The organism is Rossellomorea pakistanensis (genome assembly GCF_016908495.1).
GTDB classification, from domain to species: Bacteria; Bacillota; Bacilli; order Bacillales; family Bacillaceae_B; genus Rossellomorea; species Rossellomorea pakistanensis.
On record NZ_JAFBDZ010000002.1, the window covers coordinates 660,029 to 677,978 of the forward strand.

Sequence of the window (17,950 nt, forward strand, 5' to 3'; positions counted from 1 at the left end):
ATTAAGTAAAATATGTTTATTATAGGTAATACCTTATGAATATAACGGATCATCTATTTTTTACAATATTTGGAAAATTATTCTTTCAGGCATGAAACCTAAAAAAAACTATAAAATGTTGAGATATCAAGGCAGAAGTGAGACTATGTTTATATCAAAAAAACATATTTAGTAAGTGAGGTATGAATATGGGCTTGAGACAAGAGAGAATTGAAACCAACGTAATGGTTTCAAATTCAACAGGTCATTCATTAGGGATTTTTGTATTCGTTTGCTTGTTTGCTATTTTAGTGATCCCTTTGATTATCTTTGGAACAGATGACGTGGAAAGGTACGAAGAAATAGGGAAGAATGTTTCTATTAAGGTAATAGAACGTTTAAATAGCGAAGGCTATGTAAAGGATAAAGATAATTCAAAATGGGATTTACGAGATGTAAAATTAACCCTTAACTTTGAGGGGAAGGGAGAAGGGCAGGTTAAAACGATTAATGAGGAGTATGAATTTCAATTCCATTATCAATCTAAAGATAATATTAAGGTTGTGGAAACGAAAATTCCAGCCCCTAAATAACGATTACAGCCGTTCTTCAACGGCATTGTGAAATAAGGCTTAAGGCTTTTTTGAAGTCTCACATAACTTGTCTCAAAATGCTTATCGATGTAAATCCGCATTTTCGGGATGCTACCCCATTATGGAGTAACACAGTTGGGAAAATAATCAAACTTTATATTCAATAACATGAGATCGCCTTGAGGCGGCTTTTTTTTTCTTGAGAAAGTATGTTCATTTAAGGTACACCCTAATAATTCATTTTTAAATGTTCTTCAACTAGGATTGAAAGTGGTTAATAAGGGTTGTACAAACAAATTAATCATAAATAAAGAAGAGTCACTTTAAAAGCGACTCTTCTTTCAGCTATATATTTATATAGCTAATTAGGGTGCTCAGAAACAGAAAAAAGTCTCTAAATGTAATTGTTTCAAACGAAATCCGGATATTAAGAGATATCCTTATCTTCATTGCCAGATCCATCCCTTTAGAGGAGGGCGTGTTTACGTAGTATGTATGCGCTTCGCCACTTCCGACGAATACTCCGGCATTGGTAATACATTCGGGATACAGTAGAACAAAGCAAACATAATCCACTCCATCCTAAGATTAACAATGTAATAAAATTATAACATTTTACGATTTGAAAGAAGGATACTTTGTATAAGTGTCATAACTTAAAAGTTTTGATACCATTTTTCTATTACTGTACTATCAAGTTATTGAAAGGTTTCGTATCTTAGTGTCATATATATAGTTATAAAGGGTACGGAAACGATTCGAGGATTGAAGGGCAACTTTGGAAAACTAAAATAAAAATCAAGAATTAGATGTTTAATGTCAATGGAGTTGTTCCAGAAAAGGGCCATTTAACGGAGGAAGAAACTCAAGGAAAATGGAATACCTATGGTATTGCTTGTATGGTGTTTGAATGATTGTACTTAAAAAATGCCGTTATGTTGAAGATGATAATTGGATTTTAATGTAAAATGGTATCATAGAAGTCTTCACAGGGCCTTATCGATTCCATTTTCTTTTACACGAACTCTCAGGATCCAACATACTAAACTGATTCAAATAAGGGTGTGAAGTCGGTCGGTTTTTGATACGGACTCGAAAATGGTCCCAAGGGCTGTTCGACCTTCCTTCACTTCTACTATAAAAAAATAGTAGCACAAACCATGGCCTTGGTCTGTACTACTGATGTTAGTATGTTTTTGTTTTGAAAAAATTCCCTCACTTTACTTGCGACAGCAAAAGAATTGAAAATCATTTACATTTCCCCCCTCGAACATCCCTAAAAATGATAAAATACTCTATATATTGACAAATTTTGATGAGATTTATACTAGGAGGAAGACAAAATTGAACACACAATTTAACAGACCTAAGGGGTTTGGGGAAATATTGGATCACACCTTTCGATTAAGTAAAAGCCATTTTACTAAATTCTTTTTGATTTTACTTATTGTCTTAGGCCCTATTTACTTGCTTCAAGCGATTGCCGATTTTATGTCTGGAACGAATTTTTTTAGAGAAGTGGGTGTAGGCGGCCCTTGGTATGAACAGATTATATCGGGTTTTGATCAATCAGCTGAAGCGGACTACGAGGAGTTTACACCGACTAGCCTAATAGCAAACTTGATTTTTATCATTGGAGGATTGATTAGTGTTTTTGTTGCTCCCGTTGGAGGGGCTGCCATCCTGATTGGTGTAGACCGGCTTAGAAAGAAGGAAGAGTTCACAGTTAAATCCGCATTGAAACAAGCTTTTTCAAGATACTGGCCGATTTTAGGAAGTAGTCTATTATTCGGTGTCATTGTTTTTGGGATGATCATTGGACCTATCTTCATTTCTGGTTTTGTAGGGATTTTTGGTGCAGTTGCCAATCCTTTTTTAGGTATATTAATGGCGATCTTATTATTCTTAGGTTTTGCTGTCGGAATTGGATACTTTTTAACCCGTTGGAGCTTTTTCTTTGCCTCGGTTGTTTTGGAAACAGATTCACCAGGTCTTTCAAGAAGCTGGAGGTTAACACGTAATCGCGGCTGGATATGTATGGGGATATATTTTGTATTTATTCTTATTACGTCATCTGTCAGTTTTGCTATAGAGCTCTCATTTGGGTTGTTGTTAGGAAACAGCGTCCTGTTAATGATCATTGGGGATCTAGTAAGCCTATTTACGACTGTTATTCTTTCTGTTGGATTTGCCGTCATGTATTTTGATTTAAAAGTTAGAAATGATGCTGATGATCTCGATGAAATGATGGATGAGTACACGGCTATTCAATAGTTTTTTCTCGTGAAGGTTAGGTGATGTTTGAATGCTAGATTCAGATAAAGCAAGAGATGATCTTGAAGATATATTGAATAATCGAGAATATACGGTTTACAATGACCGTTCCAGCGGGATACTTTCGAGTTGGTGGGAAAAGATAACAAGTTGGATAGAAGATCAATTATCCGACTGGTTCCCGGCTTTGGAAGCGACAAGCGGGGTAGCTAGTGTTGTTACGATCAGCTTGATTGTGTTGGCTATTATGCTGTTATTACTCTGTCTATTTTATGTTGCTCGGGGTGTTAGACGTAATCTGAAATACAAAGACAAAAAGCCTCTCCAATCATTAAATGAAATCCATTGGTCATCGAGTAAACATCTGTCTGAAGCGGATAAACAATCAGCTTTTGGCCAATACTCGCTTTCTACCAGACATTTATTTTTAGCTTTACTTCTTCATTTTCACGAGAAGGAGTGGTTAGAGGCGAAGATATGGAAGACAAATTGGGATTATTATGATGAACTGAGAAGAGTCAATAAAGTTTCTGCAGTACAATTCTTTGAACTGGCTTTACTATTTGATGAAGTAACATATGGTGAGAAAAAGCTCGAGAAAGAGGAATATTTACAGTATCGAAAAAAAGTCATGATGTGGTTAAAGGAAGATCATCAAGACCAGCTCAATGTAATTTAAGGTAAAGGGGGAAGGATGTGCCTTGCAGATAAGAATTTCTAATAAAAAAACTGTGATATGGCTAGCGATTCTTCTTCTTTTATTTATCGCCTTAAGCTATCTCATGACATCACCTGAAGCAAAACAATATTCTAAATATCTTTCCCAGTCTCCGTCACCGAGCGGAGTGAAAGCTATTTATACATATTTGGAAAAAGAAAACGGTTCTGTTGAAAAGTGGAGCAATACTCCTGGAATGCTATCGAATCAGGATGAAAATCAAGTTCTGATAATGGTAGGACCCTATTTTACTCCTGATCAGGAAGAGATAAAAGCTTATCAAAGCTTTATGGAAGCAGGAAATACAATTCTATTATTTAAAGAAAACCCTAAAGGAATGTTCGATGTCAACACCGCTCCTTTAACAGAATCAGTCGCTACAGATGAGGAAGTGACTGTCGTATCTGACGGAGAGGGAGGGAGTTACAAAGCTAAAATTAAATCATCCATACGTTTGCAAACAAATGACAAAGATGAAATTTTATTAAAGGATGATTTAGGGATCATTGCTTTAAGGAGAGCTTTTGGTAAAGGGCAATTAATTGTGTCTAATTCTCCTGAGTGGATGACCAATGGTGCGTTATTAAAGCAAGACCATCTTTCTCTCGTGTTTTCTTTAATCAATAAAAGCAATGCGGGCTCAATCCTGTTTGATGAATATAGTCACGGTCAAGAGAATGCCTCGAAAATAGGAACGCTTTATCCTAAATGGTTCCTCATTTTCATTGTGCAAGGAACTCTGATTACCGTTATGTGGCTCTTACTAAAAGGAAAACGATTTGGTCCAATTCTCGTTTCAAGGAATGAGACGGTTCGGTTTAGTGATGAAAGGGTTAAAGCGTTAGCCGCTTGGTATATGAGAGGCAAACGATATCAGGATTCTCTATTTATACAAGCTGATTATGTGAAACTTTTATTGCATGAGAAGTGGGGCATAGCCTATGGGAGGGAATGGAAAGAGATTTCATCCCAGCTTGAAAGAAGGTGGAAAGGGGTACCTGCCAGTGAGATTACTAGTTTTCTAGAAGGATTAAAAAATGTACTAGAAAAAAGACAAATCAATAAAAATGAATACTTGGTGTGGTCTAAGAAACTTGATCGATTACGGAAAGAGGTGGAGGAAGGATGAAACCTGAATTAGCATCCTTGCTAGAGAAATATGAAGAACGGATATTAGGACAGTCAAGAAATCTGAAGCTATTGTTATCGGCAATATTAGCTGGGGGGCATGTATTAATTGAAGGGGTTCCTGGTACAGGGAAGACACAGACGGTTAAAACGCTTGCTAATCTCCTGGGTGGAACCTTTAATCGGATACAGTTTACCCCAGATCTACTTCCAAGTGATATTACAGGAAGCACGATTTATAACATGAAAGATAGCTCCTTCCAAACATTAAAGGGACCTATCTTTACAAACATTTTATTGGCAGATGAGATTAACCGTACTCCAGCAAAGACTCAAGCCGCTCTTTTAGAAGCAATGGAAGAAAAGCAAGTGACCATTCAAGGGGAGACCTACTTTTTACCTGACGTGTTTTTTGTTGTGGCTACTCAAAACCCGATTGAATTTGAAGGGACATACCCGTTACCTGAAGCACAGCAGGATCGCTTTTTATTTAAACTAAACATTGATTTTCCTTCCTTTGAAGACGAAAAAAATGTGTTGAAGCAAGTGATCGAAAACAATGCAGAGCTTGGTCAAGTAAAATCAATTTTAGATATAGAAACATTTTTAAATATAAGAAAAGAGATTCAAAATGTAACCATTAGTGATAGTATTCTTGATTATATCATGCAAATTGTAAGAAGAACGAGGGAGACTGAATCCATTCGTTTTGGAGCAAGTACACGAGCAGGAATTTCTATTGGGAAAGCAGCACAGGCTTGGGCTTATTTATCAGGGAGAAATTATGTCACTCCAGACGATATCAAAATCGTAGCCCGCCCAAGTTTAAGACATCGAATTCAACTATCTCCACATATGGAATTGGAGGGAGAGACCGTTGACCAAACCATTGAAGAACTTGTGGGGGCAATTCCTGTTCCAAGGTAGGGGGATTCTCCCTACTTATAGACTACTAATCGTTTATCTCATTCTTTCTATCGGATTAATCATTGGGACAGCTTGGGGGATTACATGGAGTGTTGTGATTCTATTAAATGGTTTGATCCTATTAGGGAGCCTAATTGACTTATTATTTTCAGCGAAAAGAAGTCAACTGATCATCCATCGTACATTACCAGAAGAAATGGAAAGAGGACTATCCTGCAACGTTCAAATTACGATCACAAACGCTTCCGGCAGTCCCATTCGTTTTCGGCTAGTAGATGGAATTCCTCAATCGTTCAAAAGACCATTTCCATTGCATGGCTTGATTTTGAACGATACCACTTCTGTCCTACAGTATGAGACAAAAGCTGCTGTAAGAGGAAAATACAAAGTAACTAAGCTCCATTTTCGCTATAAAAGTACGATTGGATTATGGGAAAAACAAACAACATTTGAAATTGAGGACACAGTAAAAGTGATCCCAGATTTAACTGAGACAAAGCAATTTCTAGAAAGTGCGCAGCAATTCTTACTTTACGAAGGGCTGAAGATTCGAAAACAAAAAAGTGGTCCTGGAGAATTTTCGAAGATTCGTAATTATGTAGTGGGAGATGATCCACGTAAAATTAACTGGCGACAAACAGCAAAGCTTCGAGAGGTTATGTCAAATGAATATGAACCTGAGCATGGAAAGTACATGACAATCTTGATAGACTGCGGGAGAATGATGGGAGCAGAGCTTTCAAAGGGAAACCGGTTGGAAAAAGCGTTAGAAGCAGCGATAACGGTAGCAGCTGCTGCATTAAAAAATGGGGACTATGTGTCTGTTTTAGCTTTTTCCAAAGAGGTAAAAGTCTTTGTTCCACCAGCAAAGGGAATGGAACAGCTTCAAACCATTCTACACTCCATATACAATATTCAAGTAGATTCTAATGAGTCGAATTATGCAGCAATCCTTCATTATGTACAAACGGTTCAAAAGAAACGAAGCCTGTTCTTATTATTTAGTGATGTGCGGACATTTCTTCACGAAGAAGGAGCACTATCTTATTTGAAACGACTGAGAAGACGCCATTTGTTTTTAATGATTGGAATTGAAGATGTGACGCTATTAACAAGAATTAAAGATATGCCTGAAACCGTTCAAACCGCGATGGTAAAAAGTATGGCGCAGCAGCAAATGCTCATTAAAAAGCGTGAAAAGCTTAAATGGGAAAAACAAGGCCTCCAAATGATAGAGGCCCGTGAGGAAAAGCTAGCCGCCACTGCCGTTTCACATTATGTTGATATTATGAATCGAGGCTTACTGTAGAACTATTTTTCGTTAGTACTAGCTTTCCAATGACGATATAAAGAATGAGTCCTATGACAGTTAAAAGAGCAACCAAATATTTGGCTTCAAGAGAGATAGCAGCAGGGGTAATAAAGCCTTCAATCGCACCTGCAATCACAAACAAAGGAATCGTCCCAAGCAATAATTGGACAGAGCGCTTGGCCTGTTGCTTCAGTTGGTATCCTCTCGAATAATGTCCGGGCACAAAGAGCTTATAGCCCATCAATAGTCCAGCTCCTCCAGCAATAAAGATGGCTGTAAGCTCAATCATTCCATGGGGAACGATGTATGCCCAGAACTCATAGGTTTTATCATAGTGCCAAAATACTGCAGCGATTCCCCCAACGATGAGTCCGTTATATATCAATAAATAGACGGTCAATAATCCGAATGTGACACCCCCTGCAAAAGCAAGGATGGCAACCTGGATATTGTTTGTCATAATGCTAGTGGACATAAGGGCAGAGTCAACTTGACCATCATTCTTCCCCAATTGATCAGGGTCAACACTTTGAGCTATATTTTCCGGAAGAACCGAATAAGCATTTTGAGGGTCATCCAAAATCGAGAAGAAGCTGCCTAACGCTCCTATGGTAAAAAGAATCATGGCCACGACGATCCATTTCCACTGTTCTAATAGTAGACCAATAAATTTCACACCAAAAAAGTGGCGGATTTGCTTCATACTGGATAGTTGATCTCGGTATAAAAGGTTATGTGACTTCGAAACAAGTTCATTTAAGTAGAGGGTCACATCCTCTTCTGGAAAGTAAGTTTGGCAATACGAAAGGTTTTGTGCCGATTTTTGATACAGTCGATTAAACTGATCAATATCTGACCCTTTGATCTTACTTTTTCTTCTATGTAATGTGGATACCATTTGTTCAAGCTGCTGCCAATCTTCTCGATGATGTTTGACGAATTGTTTCACATTCATTTTTACACCTGCTCGCTTTAGGGAAATTAGATGGTTTCATTCATCACTTCATTATTAATTATAGTAAGTTTATAGAAAAATAGAAACAGCTTACAGGAAAAAACAGTAAGAAAGGGGGGGATATTGTGAATCAAGAATATATAGATATCAAAACACCAGAATTTGTAGCACTTCAATTTCGTCCTGCCGGATTGGGAAGCAGAGCAGCAGCACTCATTATTGATCAGTTAATCCTATGGATTATTAACATTTTATTGTTTGTCCTTTTGTTTTTCGTCATCCTTGGTCAGGAATCAATTTTCATTCCGGATATAACATCTATACCGATTACCATTACGCTTATTCTTTTATTTATAATCAATTGGGGATACTTTTTTGCCTTTGAATATTTTGCAGGTGGTAGAACCATAGGGAAGAAGGCAATGGGGATCCGAGTTATTCAGGAAAATGGCCAAAGTATCACATTGCTCTCAAGCTTTATCCGGAATTTCTTAAGAATCATTGATTCCCTGCCAACGGGATATTTACTCGGGATCATAATGGTTTTCTTTCATTCCAAACATAAAAGAATTGGTGACCTCGTCGCCGGTACCATTGTCGTTCATGAGCGAAAAAAGAAAAGCCATAAGAAAACGCCAATTGAAAAGGAAATTGAAAGAAGAGGTTTGTTGAAATCGGATCTCGTTATAGATCAGTGGGAATTAAAAAAACTTGGAGTAAAAGAGTGGAATCTAGTAAAAACCTATAGTGACCGCTTTCTACATTTACCACCTTCCCAAAAAGAATTGCGAACAAGACAAATGGCGAATATCCTATTGCCTAAGATCGGTCTTGAAGTTGAGAAGAAGAGCTTGACAGAGATAGAAAATACACTATTTGTACTTTACCTGGTGCTTAGAGATGAATGGGAGTATGAGGTGTAATCTTAAAAATCGCTCACTCTACGTTTATGAAGAAGAAAAACCCATCTCGACTGAATCGAGGTGGGTTTTTAACATTTTTCCATTTATCTCTCCTTTTTAGGACTAATCCGATCAACATCATCCTGAAAAAGGAAGTAGGAAATCACCCCCGAAAAGAGTGTCCCGATTGAGATAATCAGGATTCTCGTTTGAAGTGGAACATCGGAATAATTTTTACCTAGGAACCACGATGCCACAAGGGCAACAATAATCATAATGGGAATGACTATTATGAGTCGTTTCACGATGACACATCCTTTATTCTTCCAAATATCCTTTATAGTTTAACATACTTTAGTAGAAGGTCTTGTGATATGGACGAATTTGCTTTGCTTGGAAAAATAAAAGATATTCTAAAGAGCTATCTTTCCTCTGCATAAAGGACGGAAATTTTTTCTTTTGATACGTTTAAACCTACGTATTTTGTGTTTATCCTTCAGCTAGCTCCTTCCGTAATGTAGCTCTGATCTGGTTAGTTTTTGAACAGTAACCAGTCTAATCAGGTTAACCTACGATGTTATGGTAAGGAGCTAGTTTCGTTCATGATCACTTTGTTGCTTTGGATTAATTATCATTAATTCAAAACTAGTAAACCATTACTTTGCCGAAAATCTCACTGAAAACTTGATCATTACGGGTTTCTATTCCTGTTTGAAAAACAATAATCTATACGAAAACTACTTTTATACTAAAAGTTCGTGAATTTCAGCGAAATCTTATGCTACAGTCATCGTTATTTTCATTATTAGTGATATTTTAAAAGAGTGATGGATTATAGCCTCAAATATCTATTTATTTCAAGATTAGCTAATTGATTTCTCCCATTTATTCGTTTTATTTTCAACTTCGGCTAATTTTTTCAACTTCTCTAGTTTTATTCTCAACTTTCCTACTTTTATTCTCAACTTTGGGCTGTTTATCGATATCTCGACAGTAAACGACAATATTCACGGTCCGAGATCGCGCTCTTCTTAATGCTATTAATCTAAGAGTATCGATAAAGAAAATTATACAAAAAGTGAAATCTTTTCGAAAATTTGACCCCTTCATAAGATAGCTTCCTTGACGAATTTCATAGAAACCCCTTTATCAAGCGATTTTAAGAGGGGGAAGCAATCATTTACCTACATATATTTACAGTAAATTTACACAACTTAATATAGTATAATAGCGGGAGCATGTTTGCTTTTACTATAACCATTGAATTTCCTTCTTAAGATGTTGCATAAGATTGTTCGTGTTGATTGGAAGGGTCGATTCTACGACAGGAGATTTTGATGTTAGAATACAAAGTTTACAACAGTTTGGGAACCGATTATTTGGTTATGATTCATGGATTCGGTGGCAACTCAAGCATTTTTCATAAACAAATACGTTATTTTCAGAAGCATTTTAAGGTTGTGACCATCCATTTACCAGGTCATGGTCAATCTCCATGTACGGAGCAATACTTAGAACCACTCTCCTTTGAGCTGGTTGCAAAAGAAGTGATAAAAGTGTTAGATCACTTAAGGATTGATCAAGCTCATTTTATGGGAATGTCTCTTGGATCGGTCGTTGTCCATTCTATATTAAAGCAATTCCCAGAAAAAGTAAGTTCGACCGTTTTAGGAGGAACGATTACTCGATTTAATAGGAAATCCCACTTCTTAATAGGGTGCGGAAAAGTGATCAAATCGTTCACCCCTCATATTTGGTTATATCGCCTATTTGCCCATATCATTATGCCTAGGAGTAATCACAAGGAGTCAAGAGATACCTTTGTGAAAGCGGCACGAAAAATGAAACGGACAGACTTCCTGAATTGGTTCTCGATCGTAGATAAAGTAGAATCGATTTATAGAATTTGCAAGAGAACAAGTAGGATTCCTAAACTCTATCTATCAGGTAGTGAAGATCATCTCTTTATTAGACCGCTTCAAAAAGATATTCAAAATGATCCAAATGCGGAATTCATTCTTATCGAAAAGTGTGGCCATGTATGTAATCTTGACAAATCAGATGAATTTAATAGACTTGCGTTAGCTTTTTTACAGTCTTTAATGGATAAAAAACGAATTGTTTCATAATACGTTAGATTATTAAAAACAGCAGGAGTGAAGCAGTTGAATTTATTTTTAACAGGAGCAACAGGATTTCTTGGTGGGAAATTGATCAAGAATCTTCTATCGAATAAAGATCATGAAGTATTTTTGTTAGTAAGAAATGTGAAAAAAGCAGATAGATTGAGAGCCTCTTTTCTTCAAGAAGAGCAGAAGAGAATGCATATTTTCCAGGGGGACATCACTCTTCCTAACGGAGGACTAAGTGATGAGGATATTGAATGGCTAAGCGGGAAAATCGATGCCGTCTATCATTTGGCCGCCCTTGTTAAATTTGATTTAGAATTACGGAAGGAACTGTTTGCTGCTAATTATGAAGGGACAAAAAATATCTTGTCACTTGCGATGAGTTTAAAAGCGAAAAAATTCTTTTACGTAAGTACTGCTTATACTGTTGGGAAAAAGAAATACGGTGTCGAGGAATTATACCCATTCGACAGTGATGTTCATAACCCATATGAAGAAAGTAAAGTAAAATCAGAACACCTTGTCGATTCATATCGTAATCAAATGGATGTTTCGATTTTCCGCCCGGCGATTATCGTAGGTGACTCCAAAACGGGTGAGGCTGACTCTCATTTTACTTTGTACGGATTTATGCGCGCATTAGATATTTTCAAGCGTAAGATCTCAAGGGGAAAAGGAGAAGAGCGAACCTTTCGCCTAGTGGCCGCTAAAGAAGGGACATCCAATCTTGTCCCTGTCGACTATGTAGCCAATGTTTTAAGCTTAGCACCAGAAAAAGCAGAAGCAAATAAAATCTATCATATCACTAATCCGAACCCGCCAACAAACTTGGAGCTTCTACACTATTTGAAAACAGCTTTACAGTTTAAGAGTTTATCAGTTGTAGAAGATGCTGGGAAGTATGAGTTGGATGAGGTTGAAGAACGACTCAATAGCATGGTGGATGTCTTTAAGGTATACCTCTCTGGTGATATCACTTTTGATGATCAAAACACACAGAAATTGATAAGAGGAACGAATGTTGATCATTTAAAGATGACAGATGCGATGATTGAAATGATTATTTTTGCTGGTGTTGGTAGGGGAGTTGTGGCTTCTTAAAGCGATACTATAATAAAGATTAACTGATTAGCAGAGAAATGTGGTGATTTTATTATTCATTTCCCTGCTTTTTTCTATAAACGTTTAACTCGATAATGGTATCTAATTTCATTGAAAATAATATAGATCACTACCAGAAGGAAGGCTGCGATAAAGCTAACCCATATCGAATAGATGGATGAGTGGAAACGAAGTGAGATCATTCCCGAAACCCAACCAACTAAAGAACAATAGGGTAAATAAGTTGGAACTTTCTTCGAGTAAAAAAGAATCGTTATCATGGTAGGGATGATGGCAACATACACTTGACCGAAAAAGAAGATAAGCTCTAATAAATTTGGCGTTAATACTGAGCTAATGATAAATAATAGAAGGGAAAGAATCCCAGCAATAAAATAGGTTTTTTTCAATTGATTCTGTTCACTCCACTTTTTTTTAACGTTAACCATATTACGTACAACCATAATCGATGTGGCATGTAGCTCAGCACCGATAGTAGATGCGAGAGCACTAAAGCAGCTTCCAATAAATAATAGAGTGAGAAATAAAGAATCGATTTTCTCAATAAGTTCATATAATACTGAATAGATATTTTCATAGCCCTGATTAAAGATGGCAATCACTGTCATGGCAGAGAAGGCAAGGGGGATGGTAGCCCATATAAACCCTGACATCATAAAAGACGTTCTCACCTTGGTTTTTTCAATGATATAAAGTCGCTGCCAGCTGGCTCTATCAATTAATACTTGTCCAAAACCGATCAATAAAGCTGTCAGTATAAAGGGGGTGACAGAGCTGTTCTTTAAAAATAAAAGATAGGGATGATAGAGATGAAGACCGTCATAAACAGGAAAAACTCCTTCTTGAATAAAAAAGTAGACAGGGATGAAAATAATGGCTGCAAATATGAGTGAAATGTGTAAACCTTCAAATCGATGAATTCTTTTCATGCCACCTAATCCCGCTAGAAGGAAACAATAAATGAAAAAGAAAAATAAGCCAATAAATGCAGGAATATTAAAGATCAAATGAAATAGGATTCCAACCCCTAGTGCTTGTACGAATAATGAATCGATACTGGTGATCAAAAGGACCATCAGGACAAACCAGTAGGACTTACCGCTAAGTCTCTCCTGTAACACATCACCTATTGTCATCGCATTCGGGAATCGTTCTCTTATTTTTGGAGCCATCCAGCCAAATAAAAAAAGAGCAAAGGCTCCCATTAAAGCGTAACCTACCCCTCCTAATAGCCCATATTTAACAAGAGTTTCCGGTGATGAAAGGATCGTGTTTCCTGTAATCCACCTTGCTAATAAGGAGACGACTCCATAAGCGATACCAAATTTAATTCCACCTTGTATATAGTGCTGATAAACCCCTTGCTTCATTCGTTAAACCTTCTCCCTTAATCTGTATTCTCTTGGTGATAATCCAACTTGCTTTTTAAATAGAACACTAAAATAGTGCTGACTATTAAATCCACACTCTTCTGAAATCGATGAAATCGGTTTCTCGCTTTTATCTAGTAATGATTGTTTTGCCATTTCAATTCGATAATCATTTAAATACTCCGAGAAACTGACCTTCATTTCTTCATTAAACTTTCTGCTTAAATAGGTACTGTTGATGTGGATTTGATTAGCTAGGATAGAGAGAGAAAGCTTTTTGCTATATTGTTCATGAATGATATTTAATGCTTGTTGAACAATGTGAGATTGGACATCTGTATGATGATAATTCTCTAACACTTTGCATAATTCTTCTTCAATGATCGGTTTGGTAATATAGTCTTTCGCGCCCAGTCGAATGGACGCTTGTGCATAATCGAACGATTGAAAGGCTGTTACCATAACGATATCTATGCTATCTTTCATTTTTATTTCCATCCCTAGTTCGATGCCTGATTTTCCTGGTAACTGAATATCTAGTAATGCAAGAGCTATTGGGTAATCCTGAATCATTTTTAACGCCTGTGAGGCATCAATGGCTTTATGAATGGTCCAATAAGGAAAACGGTGCTGAATGATGTAATCGAGTTGTTCTAATTCAAGGGGTTCATCATCAACAATCAGAATATGCATGTCTATCTCTCCTTTACGAAGCTATAGTGCCCTTCTAAGCATACTTTTGGCCAAATCGTTTGGACGCTTGTCCCATGCTCTTCGTGGCGAAGTTGGAGCAGTGTTTGTTTTTGTGGAAACAACATCTGTAACCTTTTACGGATATTTAATAGCCCTAACCCATGTTCTCCTTGTCCATGGTACAAAGAGTGATCCTCGAAAGAAGTTGAACTATTCCAGACTTCTAAATGAATACTGTCGTTCTCTTCTTTAAAGAAAATTTTTAGTCTGACCTTCCCAGGAGTCTTTTCTAACCCATGTTTGAAAGAGTTCTCTACTAGCGTTTGGAGCAGAAAAGGAGGGACAAGGGCGTTAAGGACCCCTTCGTCAATATTCCAGATAATTTCAAGTCTCTCTCTAAATCGGAGCTTTTGAATATCGAGGTAATACTGAGTGTATTGGACTTCCTCATTGATGGTAATGAAGGGCTCTGTTTTTTTATATTTAAATTTAAAATACTTGGAAAGGGCTTCAATTGAAGAAATTAATTCTTCTTTTCGATTCAAGCGTGCCAAACTAAGTAAAATATTCAGTGTATTAAAAAAGAAATGGGGCTGAATTTGTTGATTAAGTTGATTGTATTTAGCTTCTTGTAGTTCCTGTTCAAGTAGCAGCTCGTTTTTTTCTTTCTTTAATTGGTCTAATCTTTTCTCAAAAATAAATAGGAATAATAAGCTAAAAGCCCCAAGTAGAGGGGCTAATACACATAACATGATATAAACAGAAAATGTTTCTAGAGTGAGCATTGTTTAAACTCCTAAAGGTAGTGAATAACTCTATTTTATAAGAAAAAGAAGATTCTGAAAACACATCCTCCTATTGTAAATAATGACAGCGGGCGAAGTGACCCTCATTTCCAATCATAGGTGGTAGTTCGGCTTTACAAAGCTCGGTTGCCAAAGGGCAGCGAGTATGAAATTTACATCCAGATGGCGGGTTTAATGGAGAAGGAACATCCCCTTTCAAAATGATTCTTTCTCTCGACTTCGTAGTGATATCTGCCACAGGAATGGCGGATAATAAAGCTTTTGTATAGGGGTGAGCAGGCTGTTGAAATAATTGGTGTTTCGAGCCTACTTCTACTAGCTTTCCAAGATACATTACCATTACTCGATCAGAGATATGTCTAACAACACTTAAATCATGAGAGATAAAAAGATAGGTTAAATGAAATTCCTTCTGAAGTCGCTTCAATAAGTTTAAAATTTGTGCCTGAATCGAAACATCCAAAGCGGAGACCGCTTCATCACAAATGATGATCTTTGGATTGACCGCTAAAGCGCGGGCAATCCCAATCCGTTGCCTTTGTCCGCCGCTAAACTCGTGAGGTAAACGGTCTAATGAAATGATAGGTAGTCCAACATAATCTAATAATTCTCTCATTCTTTTCTCTTGCTGAGAGGGTGGAACCACCTTCTGGATGGTCATCGCTTCCTTTAGAATCTTTCTCACAGTTTGTCTAGGGTTTAACGATGCAAAGGGGTCTTGAAAAATAACCTGAATATCTCCTCTCATTTTTCTCATTTCTTTTTTGGATAAGCTGTTTAGATCTACTCCGTTGTATTTTATGGTGCCTTCTGTTGGTTTATCTAACTGTAAGATCGCTCGTCCTGTTGTCGATTTTCCACAACCTGACTCCCCAACGATACTTAAGGTTTCTCCTTCAAAAAGGGTGAAGCTGATATCATCTACCGCCTTCACTTCCTGTCTTGGCTGAAATAGAGATTCACGTTTAACGGGAAAGTATTGCTTTAGTCCTTTGATTTCTAATATCGGCTTTCTCTTTGTTAAAGTTGTTGTCATTCAGCTTCCACTCCTTTTTGTTGAATGTTCTGGCTATAAAGGAAGCAACGAATTTGACTGCCGTCATCTAAAGTGTTGAGAGAAGGTTCTTCTACATGACACTGTGCTGTCGCCAAAGGGCAACGCGGAGAGAAACGGCATCCTTTTGGCATGTCATAAGGTGAAGGGACATTTCCTTTCATTGTTTGTAGTTCCTCTTGGTCCTCATGCAGTTTTGGCAGAGAGGACATAAGACCTGACGTGTATGGATGTTTAGGGTTTGTAAATAATTGTTCTGCAGTACTGTACTCTACGATTTGACCTGCATACATGACGGCAACTTTGTCACACAGCTCAGCTACAACTCCAAGATCATGGGTAATAAAGATAATCCCCATATTTAATTTCTTCTGAAGATCTTTCATCAACTTCAGGATTTGCGCTTGAATGGTAACATCAAGAGCTGTTGTCGGTTCATCAGCAATGAGTACTTCAGGATTACAAGCAAGCGCCATGGCAATCATTACACGTTGCCTCATTCCACCACTCAATTGAAACGGCTCCTGCTTCGCTCGTTTTTCAGGTGAAGGAATTCCAACAAGCTCCAACATCTCTACTGCTTTTTTCCATGCTTCCTTCTTGTTTAACCTTTGATGTACTCGAATGGCTTCTGCAATCTGTTCTCCAACAGGGATCACTGGATTTAATGACGTCATTGGTTCTTGAAAGATCATCGAAATTTGATTTCCTCTTACATGACGCATTTCTTTCTCTGACATTTGTAAAATATTTTTTCCTTTTAAGCTAATCGTTCCATCAACTATTTCCCCTGGGGGAGAAGGCACGAGCCTAAGAATAGAAAGGGAAGTCATACTTTTCCCGCATCCAGATTCTCCAACAATCCCGAGTGTTTCACTTTCATGAAGGACGAAATCAATACCATCCACTGCTTTTGTTACACCATTCTTTGAAGAAAAGTGCGTTTTAAGATTGCTCACTTCTAACACTACTTCTTTGCTCATATTAAAACACTCCTTTCTAATTTAGTTCAATTCGCTTATTGAAGAATCGATATAAAATATCAACAAATAGATTAACAAAGACGAAGACGAGGGAAGCAATAAGAACTCCACCTTGTACCATTGGCAAATCTCTCATCCGAATCGAGTCTATAATCATCCGGCCAAGACCGTTAATAGCAAAAACAGATTCAATCAATACCGTACCTCCTAATAGTGCACCGAATTGAAGTCCTACAACGGTGATGACAGGTATAAGTGCGTTACGAAGGGCGTGTTTATAAATAATAACGATTCCTTTAAGTCCTTTCGCACGAGCCGTACGAATATAATCTTGGCGCACCACTTCGAGCATGCTGGACCTAGTCATCCTTGCTACAATAGCCGCTCCACCAACCCCTAGCGTTAAGGCTGGTAAAATAATATGGAGGATACTGTCCCAGCCCGCAACCGGAAGGATTTGTAATTGAACAGAGAAAACATACATTAATAACAATCCGAGCCAGAAGCTTGGTAGAGAAATTCCTAATAAGGCGACAATCATCACCGTAATATCAGTCGCTGAATAAGGTCTTACAGCTGAGATAATTCCCGCTGTCATTCCAAGCACAATCGTGATGAGAGTACTATAAAAGGCTAATTCGATCGTGATCGGTAATCTTGCCATTACTTCTTGGAGAACGGGCTGCTGACTTTTCAATGATGTTCCGAAATCTCCCTGAAAGACATTCATAATATAATCCCCATATTGAACATAGAGTGGTCTATTTAACCCGAGTTCTTCCCTCAATAAATTAATCGCTTCTTTTGACGCTCCTTCTCCTGCAAGGATGACAGCCGGATCTCCTGGTACCATCTGCATGATGAAGAATACAACAAGAGTGACGCCGAACACCACGGGTATAACTTCTAATAATCTTCTAAAAATGTAAAATGCCACTGTGATTTCCTCCTTTTCATTTGATTTTAATGTGTTGAGGTTTTTTAATAAGAGAATTGGCAAATTGT

17 protein-coding genes are annotated in these 17,950 nt (G+C 37.4%); 9 read left to right on the forward strand and 8 right to left on the reverse strand.

Translation table 11 applies throughout. From position 1 onward, the window contains the following. Positions 1-188 precede the first annotated feature (188 nt). The 6 genes from JOC86_RS10855 (at position 189) to JOC86_RS10880 (ending at position 6,928) form a co-directional block, all read left to right on the forward strand. Positions 189-572, forward strand: coding sequence for a hypothetical protein (locus JOC86_RS10855; RefSeq protein ID WP_205172152.1), 384 nt, complete (start codon positions 189-191; stop codon positions 570-572). Between the two features lie 1,344 nt (positions 573-1,916). Continuing rightward, on the forward strand, positions 1,917-2,846 hold the full coding sequence (locus tag JOC86_RS10860; RefSeq protein WP_205172155.1) for a hypothetical protein: 930 nt from the start codon (positions 1,917-1,919) through the stop codon (positions 2,844-2,846). 31 nt (positions 2,847-2,877) lie between these two features. Further along, positions 2,878-3,525, forward strand: coding sequence for a DUF4129 domain-containing protein (locus JOC86_RS10865; protein ID WP_205172157.1), 648 nt, complete (start codon positions 2,878-2,880; stop codon positions 3,523-3,525). A 22-nt stretch (positions 3,526-3,547) separates the two neighbouring features. Continuing rightward, complete coding sequence (locus tag JOC86_RS10870; protein ID WP_239587524.1) at positions 3,548-4,693, forward strand: DUF4350 domain-containing protein; 1,146 nt, start codon at positions 3,548-3,550, stop codon at positions 4,691-4,693. Further along, positions 4,690-5,619 (forward strand): AAA family ATPase, encoded by a 930-nt coding sequence (locus tag JOC86_RS10875; protein ID WP_205172160.1) that lies wholly within the window; start codon positions 4,690-4,692, stop codon positions 5,617-5,619. Before JOC86_RS10870 ends, JOC86_RS10875 begins: the two co-directional genes overlap by 4 nt. Then, complete coding sequence (locus JOC86_RS10880) at positions 5,570-6,928, forward strand: DUF58 domain-containing protein (protein ID WP_205172163.1); 1,359 nt, start codon at positions 5,570-5,572, stop codon at positions 6,926-6,928. Before JOC86_RS10875 ends, JOC86_RS10880 begins: the two co-directional genes overlap by 50 nt. Here the strand turns inward: JOC86_RS10880 and JOC86_RS10885 are convergent. Next, positions 6,906-7,886, reverse strand: coding sequence for a stage II sporulation protein M (locus JOC86_RS10885; RefSeq protein WP_205172165.1), 981 nt, complete (start codon positions 7,884-7,886; stop codon positions 6,906-6,908). The genes JOC86_RS10880 and JOC86_RS10885 overlap by 23 nt on opposite strands. A 125-nt stretch (positions 7,887-8,011) precedes the next feature. Here JOC86_RS10885 and JOC86_RS10890 point away from each other — a divergent pair, with 125 nt between their 5' ends. Then, positions 8,012-8,809 (forward strand): RDD family protein, encoded by a 798-nt coding sequence (locus JOC86_RS10890; RefSeq protein ID WP_205172168.1) that lies wholly within the window; start codon positions 8,012-8,014, stop codon positions 8,807-8,809. An 83-nt stretch (positions 8,810-8,892) separates the two neighbouring features. Here JOC86_RS10890 and JOC86_RS10895 read toward each other — a convergent pair whose 3' ends face one another. Further along, on the reverse strand, positions 8,893-9,093 hold the full coding sequence (locus JOC86_RS10895; RefSeq protein WP_205172171.1) for a hypothetical protein: 201 nt from the start codon (positions 9,091-9,093) through the stop codon (positions 8,893-8,895). Positions 9,094-10,125: 1,032 nt separating this feature from the next. On the opposite strand from JOC86_RS10895, the gene JOC86_RS10900 reads away from it, so the two are divergent. Continuing rightward, the gene (locus JOC86_RS10900; protein WP_205172174.1) at positions 10,126-10,917 is read left to right on the forward strand and encodes an alpha/beta fold hydrolase; all 792 of its coding nucleotides are present in this window, start codon (positions 10,126-10,128) and stop codon (positions 10,915-10,917) included. A gap of 36 nt (positions 10,918-10,953) precedes the next feature. Further along, entirely contained in the window at positions 10,954-12,018 is a 1,065-nt protein-coding gene (locus JOC86_RS10905; RefSeq protein WP_205172177.1) for an SDR family oxidoreductase, read from the forward strand. A 74-nt stretch (positions 12,019-12,092) separates the two neighbouring features. Here the strand turns inward: JOC86_RS10905 and JOC86_RS10910 are convergent, their stop codons facing one another. From JOC86_RS10910 to nikB, 6 genes are all read right to left on the reverse strand, one after another. Then, positions 12,093-13,409 (reverse strand): SLC5/6 family protein, encoded by a 1,317-nt coding sequence (locus tag JOC86_RS10910; protein WP_205172180.1) that lies wholly within the window; start codon positions 13,407-13,409, stop codon positions 12,093-12,095. 3 nt (positions 13,410-13,412) lie between these two features. Continuing rightward, entirely contained in the window at positions 13,413-14,102 is a 690-nt protein-coding gene (locus JOC86_RS10915; RefSeq protein ID WP_205172183.1) for a response regulator transcription factor, read from the reverse strand. A 2-nt stretch (positions 14,103-14,104) separates the two neighbouring features. Further along, entirely contained in the window at positions 14,105-14,887 is a 783-nt protein-coding gene (locus JOC86_RS10920) for a sensor histidine kinase (protein WP_205172185.1), read from the reverse strand. Between the two features lie 70 nt (positions 14,888-14,957). Next, complete coding sequence (locus tag JOC86_RS10925) at positions 14,958-15,944, reverse strand: ABC transporter ATP-binding protein (protein ID WP_205172187.1); 987 nt, start codon at positions 15,942-15,944, stop codon at positions 14,958-14,960. Then, positions 15,941-16,945 (reverse strand): ABC transporter ATP-binding protein, encoded by a 1,005-nt coding sequence (locus JOC86_RS10930; protein WP_205172189.1) that lies wholly within the window; start codon positions 16,943-16,945, stop codon positions 15,941-15,943. Before JOC86_RS10930 ends, JOC86_RS10925 begins: the two co-directional genes overlap by 4 nt. A gap of 16 nt (positions 16,946-16,961) precedes the next feature. After that, the gene (nikB, locus tag JOC86_RS10935) at positions 16,962-17,882 is read right to left on the reverse strand and encodes a nickel ABC transporter permease (RefSeq protein ID WP_205172191.1); all 921 of its coding nucleotides are present in this window, start codon (positions 17,880-17,882) and stop codon (positions 16,962-16,964) included. Positions 17,883-17,950 lie beyond the last annotated feature (68 nt).

What these genes read in the sequence shown, in the direction of transcription:
- JOC86_RS10855 (WP_205172152.1), top strand. Translation starts at nt 189, where the DNA reads ATGGGCTTGAGACAAGAGAGAATTGAAACCAACGTAATGGTTTCAAAT.
- JOC86_RS10865 (WP_205172157.1), top strand. Translation starts at nt 2,878, where the DNA reads ATGCTAGATTCAGATAAAGCAAGAGATGATCTTGAAGATATATTGAAT.
- JOC86_RS10875 (WP_205172160.1), top strand. Translation starts at nt 4,690, where the DNA reads ATGAAACCTGAATTAGCATCCTTGCTAGAGAAATATGAAGAACGGATA.
- JOC86_RS10885 (WP_205172165.1), bottom strand. Translation starts at nt 7,886, where the DNA reads ATGAATGTGAAACAATTCGTCAAACATCATCGAGAAGATTGGCAGCAG.
- JOC86_RS10900 (WP_205172174.1), top strand. Translation starts at nt 10,126, where the DNA reads ATGTTAGAATACAAAGTTTACAACAGTTTGGGAACCGATTATTTGGTT.
- JOC86_RS10910 (WP_205172180.1), bottom strand. Translation starts at nt 13,409, where the DNA reads ATGAAGCAAGGGGTTTATCAGCACTATATACAAGGTGGAATTAAATTT.
- JOC86_RS10915 (WP_205172183.1), bottom strand. Translation starts at nt 14,102, where the DNA reads ATGCATATTCTGATTGTTGATGATGAACCCCTTGAATTAGAACAACTC.
- JOC86_RS10920 (WP_205172185.1), bottom strand. Translation starts at nt 14,887, where the DNA reads ATGCTCACTCTAGAAACATTTTCTGTTTATATCATGTTATGTGTATTA.
- JOC86_RS10925 (WP_205172187.1), bottom strand. Translation starts at nt 15,944, where the DNA reads ATGACAACAACTTTAACAAAGAGAAAGCCGATATTAGAAATCAAAGGA.
- JOC86_RS10930 (WP_205172189.1), bottom strand. Translation starts at nt 16,945, where the DNA reads ATGAGCAAAGAAGTAGTGTTAGAAGTGAGCAATCTTAAAACGCACTTT.